This is a genomic window from Nocardiopsis salina YIM 90010, assembly GCF_000341025.1.
Taxonomy (GTDB): domain Bacteria; phylum Actinomycetota; class Actinomycetes; order Streptosporangiales; family Streptosporangiaceae; genus Nocardiopsis; species Nocardiopsis salina.
Genome location: NZ_ANBF01000214.1, coordinates 1 through 7,184, shown reverse-complemented (window position 1 = coordinate 7,184; position 7,184 = coordinate 1). Strand labels below are relative to the sequence as shown.

Sequence of the window (7,184 nt, the reverse complement as noted above, 5' to 3'; positions counted from 1 at the left end):
CCCCCGCCCCTTCTGGCGCGACGGCGGACACGGTGGTTCGGGGCTGGGGCTGTCGATCGTGGTCACCCTGCTGGAGATGCAGGGCGGCGGCCTCACGCTGAGCCCGGCCGAGCCGCACGGCATCGACGCGCGCATCAGGTTCCCGGAGGCGCCGTGACCGTCCACGGGTCGTGTGCGTACTTGACGGAGCGGTAGTACCGGGTCGCCCCCGGGTGCAGCGGGACCGGCAGTGTCGCGATCGCGGAGCGGGTGTCCAGGTGCAGCGCCACCGGGTGGATGCCGGTCAGCTCCGAGCGCGACTCGAACAGGACGCGGGTCAGGTCGCGGGCGTCGTCGTCAGGCATGTGGGCGCCGACCACCAGCAGGCTCGGAACCCCGATGGTGCGGACCGCGGGTACACCAGGGTAGGTGTGTGCGGGCACGGCCAGCTCGGAGAAGTACTCCCCGTGCTCGGCCACCAGGTCGGGTACGTGCTGGGCGAGGTCCAGCAGGCGGATCGGCGTCTCCTCGGCCAGGTCGGCCACAGCGCGGGTCGGAAGCCCTCCCGACCAGACGAACGCCTCGATCCGGCCCTCGGCCAGCGCCTCCGCGGAGTCCTCGATCGGCAGGCGGCGTCGGTCCACCCCTTCGGCGCCGGCCGAGTGGAGCAGGCGTTCGGCCATCATCTCGGTCCCCGAACCGGGAGCTCCCACCGAGACAGGGGTCTCCTCCAGGTCGGCGACCTCCTCGTAGGGGGAACCGTCCCGCACCACCACGTGGGTGTGGTTGTCNAGGGGCTCGTCGAAGGGGGCCTCACCCTCCACCGACAGCGCCGCCACGTCGGCCAGGGTGAAGGCGGCGTCGAGCTCGCCGCGTGCGACCAGTTCCAGGTTCTCCACGCTCGCGCCGGTCACCTGGGTGGAGATCTCGGTGTTCGGGAAGTCGGCCGTGACCTCGGCGAGCCCGTCGCCGTAGACCTGGTAGACCCCGCCGGCGCCGCCGGTGCCGACCGAGACACGCAGCACCCGTGCGCCCTCCGGGTGGGACAGCGTCAGCACCAGGGAGAGCACGAGCACGGCGGAGGCCGGCAGGAGCACTCTGCCGGCGCGGCGGGAGGGGGCCCGTTGCATGGCGCCACTGTAGCCGTGCGGGCCGAGTGGTCGGCCGAACCGGCCCTGACCTCGGGCGTCGCCCGTGTGGGAGAGATGCGCCGGCCACCTCAGAAGAGGCTCAAATCCACGCGCGGGGACTACTGATGACGGGCGCGTGACGGTTAGGTTTCCGACAGCGGAGTGGCACGCGCCACATCCCCCGACAGGACAGCCCGCCCCTCCGAGAGGACCCAGACCATGCGTCGCTCCCTGCTGAAGGCCGCCGCGATCCCCGCCGGCGTCCTCCTGCTCTCCGCCTGTTCACAGCCGGCCGACAACGCCGACGGCCCCGTCGAGAACCTCAGCATCGCCACCGGTGGGACCAGCGGCGTCTACTACCCCATCGGAGGGGTCCTGGCCACGATCGTCGAGAATGAGTTCGAGGGCCATCAGGCCTCCGTCGAGGCGACCGGTGCCAGCGTGGAGAACATCCGCCTCATCGACACCGGCGACTCCCACCTGGCCATCGTCCAGGGCGACTCCGCCGACCAGGCCATCAGCGGCACCGCCGACTTCGAGGGCGAGGAGATCCAGACGCGCACGCTCGCGGTGCTCTACCCCAACGTCTTCCACGCCGTCACTCTGGATTCGATCGCCGAGTCCCAGGGCTACGAGTGCTTCTCCGACNGGGGGCCCCCCGCTACTCGGTCGGCGACATCGGCAGCGGCAACGAGACCACGACCAACCAGGTCTTCGAGAGCCTCGGCATCGACGAGGGCGACATCGAACTCGACCAGCTCGGCTACGCCGAGACCGCCACCGCGCTCCAGAACGGCCAGCTCGACGCCGGTTCATGGGTCGTCGGGGAGGGCCACTCCGGCATCGTCGAGCTCGGTACCACCGACGACATCTCGATGATCCCCATGTGCGACGAGGAGCTCGACCAGATCGTCGAGGGTGACGGCGACTACACCGAGCACACCATCGAGGGCGGCACCTACCCGGGTGTCGACGAGGACGTCACCACCGTCGCCACCTGGAACGCCCTCGTGGTCTCGGAGGACTTCGACGACGACCAGGCCTACGAGATCACCGAGGCCATGTACGACAACATCGACGAGGTCATCGGCGCCTACGCCCCCGGCGAGGAGTACCTGGTGCCCGAGAGCATCGAGAACGCACCCGTGCCGGTGCACCCGGGCGCCCAGCGCTTCTACGAGGAGCAGGACGTCGAGGTCCCCGAGGACGTACAGGAATAGCACTGTGCGCTCCCGGTGGATGCGGGCCGGGGCGTTGGCGGCGACCGTCCTCGCCGTTGCGCTCCTGCTCTGGCCGGCCCGGCCCGCGTTGCGCGTCAGCGACGAGGGCCGGGACCTGGGCCACCTGCCGCTCGCCGAGGGCGAGGCCCTGACCGTGGCCTACACACACTCCATCGACGGGCTGCCCGTCGAGGAGGATCTCCTGGTCGAGGACGGCCGCCTCGTCGTGGACGCCACGCGGCTCCGCCAGTTCGGAGCCGGGATGGGGCAGATCCCCGGCGAGGGCAGCGGCCGCGCCGACGGGCCGTGGTGGGTCGTGGAGGACCTCGNTGGTCCTGCGGGTCGGATCGGCCGATGTCGACCACCGGCTCCGGGTACCCGGCACCGAGGTGGAACTGTCGCCGTGCTTGTCGGGGCAGCGAGTCACCGTCGAACCGGTCCGCGTCTCGACCCTGCGCCTCTGGCTCGACGGCGGCCCCCGGCCCGACTGCTGATCCCCGCACGCCCCCGCGCCCACCCCGAGCCCCCGCCCCCCGTACGATCCCGAACCGCCGAACCACCCGAGGTGGACCATGACCGACAGCCCGAGACAGGACCGGGGCGAGGTACCCGAGGGCCCCGACCCCACCGAGGGAACCGACACCGCGGAGGCCGCACACGGACCCGCGTTCGGGTCCGGGCACAGAACGACCAGGACCTCCGCCGACGCCCTCCCCGACATCGAGGGGCGCGACGAGCAGCTCCCTCCCGTCTGGAGCCGCATCGCCGGTGAGCGCTGGGGCACCGGGCGCGCCGCCGACGTCGTGGGCGTGCTCGTGCTCGTGCTGGCCACGGCCCTGACCGCGTTCCAGCTCTACGTGGCACTGGCGGCCGGGGTCGACGCGCGTCAGCAGCGGCTCGTGCACCTGATGTTCGTGATGCTGCTGGTCTTCCTCATCATGCCGCCGCTCAAGATGGCCGAGGACGAGGACGGCGGCGTACTCGACACCCCCGGCAACCGCACCCGGGGCGCGATCGGACTGGTCATCGACGCCGCCGCGATCGGGCTGGCCGTGGTCACCAGCCTCTACCCGATCGTGTTCCAGGCCGACCTGGCCTCGCGCGCCGGCGGTTACGAGGACATCGACTGGATCATGGGACTGCTGGCGATCCTCGTGCTGCTGGAGGCCACACGCCGCGCGGTCGGTTGGGTGATGGTGATCCTGGTGGTGCTGTTCATGTACTACGCGTGGCTCGGACCACTGATCCCCGGCGAATTCGGGCACACCGGCGCCACGGTCCAGCGCATCGCCACCCACAGCTATCTGGGCAACGACGGCATCTACGGGATGACTCTCGGCGTGGTCGTCACGTTCGTGTTCGTCTTCATCCTGTTCGGCGCGATCCTGTCCAAGAGCGGCGGCGGCAACTTCTTCGTCGGTCTGGCCTACGTGTTGACCGGGCGGATGGTCGGCGGTCCGGCCAAGGGTGCAGTACTGGCCAGTGCGCTCATGGGTTCCATCAACGGCAGCGCCATCGCCAACGTCGTCACGTCCGGCCCGTTCACGATCCCCCTGATGAAGAAGGTNGGAAGCCGCCGCGTCCACCGGCGGCCAGATCCTGCCGCCCATCATGGGCGCCGGCGCGTTCATCATGGCCGAGCGCCTCGGCGTGCCCTACGCCGACATCGTCAAGGTCGCGATCATCCCGGCGGTCATGTACTTCGCGGTGATGTTCCTGTTCGTGGACATCCTCGCCCGCAAGTACCGGATCGGTGCGCTGGGTGCCGACGAGGTGCCCCGGTTCTCGACCGTGATGAAGGCCGGCTGGCACTTCCTGGCCCCGCTCGTACTGCTCATCGTGCTTCTGCTCAACTACGTGCACCCCGCGCAAGCCGGGCTCTACGCCTGCGGTGCGCTGCTCGTGGTCGCGATGGTGAGGGTGAGCAGCCGACTGAGCGTGCGCGACTTCTTCGAGATCTTCGTGACGGCCGCGCGCAACACCCTGGTGGTGTCGGTGGCCTGCGCCGTCGCCGGCATCATCGTCGGCATGGTGGGCCTGACCGGGCTCGGGTTGGTCTTCTCGAACGTGCTCGTCACCGCGTTCGCCGGAAGCCTGTTCCTGACCCTGCTCATGGTCGCCCTGGCCTCTCTGGTCCTCGGCATCGGGCTGCCGGTCACGGCCTCCTACGTGGTGCTGGTGATCCTGGCCGGTCCCGCCCTGGAGGAACTCGGCCTGGCGCTGATCGTCGCGCACATGATCGTGTACTGGTTCAGCCAGGACTCCAACGTCACCCCACCGGTGGCCTTCGCCGCGTTCGCCGCGGCTGGCATCGCCGGGGCGAAGCCGATGCGGTCGGGTGTGTCCGCGTGGAAGTTCGCCAAGGGGCTCTACCTGATCCCGTTCCTGATGGCCTACTCCGCGCTCATGGCGTTGGACGGACCCGTGATCGACGTGGTGATCGCCGTGGTCACCGGCTGTGTTGCCCTGGCCGCCACGGCGGTGGCGATCGAAGGGTTCTTCCTGCGAAGGGTCATGATCGTCGAACGCCTCGGGCTGATCACGGCCGCGCTGCTGGTGATGATCGCCCCCGAGTGGACCGGCCTCTTCCAGACCGTGCTCTCGCTCGGTGTCCACCACTACTGGTTCGTGCTCGCAGGGTCCGTGCTCGCCGTGGCCCTGCTGACCCTGCACGTGGTCAGCCACCGCGTCGCCCAGCGCTCGGGCCGCGGTGAGGAGCCGTCCGGGACCGAGGTCGGCGCCCGCGCCGACTGACCGGCCCCCGGTGCGCGTANCGCGGGGAGGAGGAAGCCGCGGCCGCCCCTCTCGTCCGGGTGGTTGCCGAGCAGCGCTTAGGCTCGGGAAGCATGTGGCGTTTCGGTTGGAATCGTAAGAGGGTGCTGCGCGGCACCGACATCGACGCGCTCCTGGTGCCCGCCGGGTACGGGACCGACCCCGTGGTTCGCGCGGTGTGCGAGTCCGCCCTCGAGGGGGACCTCGGGCCCGGGCTCACTCTGCTCGCCGACACCCGCGACGACCACCACGTCCGCGTCCAGGTCGCCGAAGCGCTGGGACGCGCCTCCGTGGAACGGCCGGGTGACGTAGCCGAACTCGCGGAGGACGGCGCGGACCAGGCCGACGTGCTCCTGTGGGTGGGCCATGCTCTGCTCTCCGGGGCCCAGCGCCGACCCGCCGGTTCCTCCCAGGCAGACCGCAAGGGCATGGAGGCCGCCCTCCACGAGGTGCGCATCCCCCTGGGCAACGCGGCCGAGCTGCGCCCCGACGACCCGGCGCCCTGGGTGGCGCTGCAGACCGTCGCCATGGGTCTGGGCGCCGACCGTGACGAGAAGGACCGCCTCTGGCGGGAGATCACCGACCGGGCCCCCGCGCTCTTCCCCGCCCACATGACCCGCGTGCGCGCTCTCTCACCGACGCGCGGCGGTACCACCGAGGAGATGTTCGCCGCTGCCGGGGCCTCGGCCGACGTCGCACCCGAGGGCGATCCGCTGCCGGCCGTGCTCGCCCTCGCCCATGCCGAGCACCTGCGCGGTGAGGAGAAGCGCCTGGTCGCCGAGGGCAAGAGCCCCGACATCGCCCACCTGGGTCTGGGACGACTGCACGGCGAACCCGTCCAGGAGCTCTTCGGGCTCGCACGCGCCTGGGCCGAGCACGCCGTGGCCCACGTCTACGACATTCAGGCACATCACCTGTTCGGGTGGGCCTTCCACCGCGCCGGCATGCACGAGCCGGCCCGCTGGCACCTGGGCGCCGTCGGCCGGTACGCGTGCGACTTGCCGTGGTCGTTCTTCGGTGCGCCCCGCACAGAGATCGCCGGTGCCATGGCCGAGCTCGGTGTCGACCCCACCGCCCACGACACCGACGAGGGTGGTGACGACCGCGGCGCTTAGTCTGCTTCGGCGCGCGGCGCCTCAGCTCTGCGTGTCCCTCCCGGCGTGGGCACGCCAACCCTCCAGGTGGGCGCGGACCTTCTGCGTACGGTCGTCCTCCGCCCCGTGGGACCGGATGTGGTCGGCGACGAGCTCTTCGTAGAGTGCCACCGCCTCGTGCACATGTCCGCAGTGTCCCGTGTAGGCGGCCAGGTAGTGGCGGGCCCTCAGGGTCGTCGGATCGTCGGCCCCGCGGACCCGCTCCAGGTCGGGCACCAGGGCAGCGAGCAGGTCGACCGCGGTGGCTGCGTCGCCCGACCGGCCCGTGGCGAAAGCGGCTGCGAGCCGGCTCGTCAGGGCCCGGCCCGATTCGCGCCCGGCGACCTCGGCCAGAGCCGTGGCCAGTTCCGAGTGCAGACGAGCGGCCTCGGCGTGGTTCCCTGCTGCATCGGTGTAGGTGGCGAGGTAGTGGCGGGCCGCCAAGGTGTCCGCTCGGAGAGGGCCCTGTGCGCGCACCAGATCCGGCAGGAGGGACTCGAACGCGTGCACGGCCCGGGTGGGGTCGCCGTTCTTGCCGGTCGCGTAGGCCTCGCGGTGACGGGCCCTCAGCGTCTCCGGGTGGTCGCGCCCGAGAACCTCGTGCAGCCGGGGCAGGAGGGTGCGCAACGCGTCGGCCGCGCCGGCGAAATCGCCGCGGTCACAGTCGCGGTAGGCCGCATCGGCCCGGGAGAGCAGCTGCTCCGATTGCTCCGGTTCCTCGGGGCCGGCCTCCTCCGTGTAGGGCAGGGTCGGCCCCTGCTCGGTCCCCGACGGCCTGCGTACAGGCGACGGGGGCAAGTACGGGGCGAGCCGCTTCATGACCTCCTCGGCACCGCCCGGACGGTCCCCCGGGTGCTTCGCCAGCATCGAGAGGACCAACCGCGAGAGCCCCACCGGGATCTCCGGGCGCAGGGCCGCGGGGGCGACGGGCTTCTGCGTCTGGTGTTGCC

4 protein-coding genes and 3 pseudogenes are annotated in these 7,184 nt (G+C 71.2%); 5 read left to right on the top strand and 2 right to left on the bottom strand.

Annotated features, from left to right (window positions below):
• Positions 1–157, top strand: a pseudogene (locus D474_RS33690) (two-component sensor histidine kinase); the annotation flags it as partial.
• Here D474_RS33690 and D474_RS0124105 read toward each other — a convergent pair.
• Positions 135–1,109 carry a TAXI family TRAP transporter solute-binding subunit gene (locus D474_RS0124105; RefSeq protein ID WP_017616052.1) on the bottom strand — a complete coding sequence of 325 codons (975 nt, stop codon included), beginning with the start codon at positions 1,107–1,109 and terminating at the stop codon, positions 135–137. The pseudogene D474_RS33690 and the gene D474_RS0124105 overlap by 23 nt on opposite strands.
• Before the next feature lie 219 nt (positions 1,110–1,328).
• On the opposite strand from D474_RS0124105, the pseudogene D474_RS29930 reads away from it, so the two are divergent.
• The 4 genes and pseudogenes from D474_RS29930 to D474_RS0124090 all read left to right on the top strand — a co-directional run bounded on the left by D474_RS29930 (position 1,329) and on the right by D474_RS0124090 (position 6,216).
• Positions 1,329–2,329: pseudogene (locus tag D474_RS29930) on the top strand (TAXI family TRAP transporter solute-binding subunit).
• 19 nt (positions 2,330–2,348) lie between these two features.
• Positions 2,349–3,101, top strand: a complete 753-nt coding sequence (locus D474_RS34150; protein ID WP_338045302.1) for a DUF1850 domain-containing protein — start codon at positions 2,349–2,351, stop codon at positions 3,099–3,101.
• Positions 3,049–5,083 (top strand): annotated as a pseudogene (locus D474_RS29925) (TRAP transporter permease). Before D474_RS34150 ends, D474_RS29925 begins: the two are co-directional and overlap by 53 nt.
• 122 nt (positions 5,084–5,205) lie before the next feature.
• The gene (locus D474_RS0124090) at positions 5,206–6,216 is read left to right on the top strand and encodes a hypothetical protein (protein WP_017616045.1); all 1,011 of its coding nucleotides are present in this window, start codon (positions 5,206–5,208) and stop codon (positions 6,214–6,216) included.
• Between the two features lie 21 nt (positions 6,217–6,237).
• On the opposite strand, the gene D474_RS0124085 is transcribed toward D474_RS0124090, so the two are convergent.
• A partial coding sequence (locus D474_RS0124085; protein ID WP_017616044.1) for a tetratricopeptide repeat protein occupies positions 6,238–7,184 on the bottom strand: 947 nt, incomplete at its 5' end.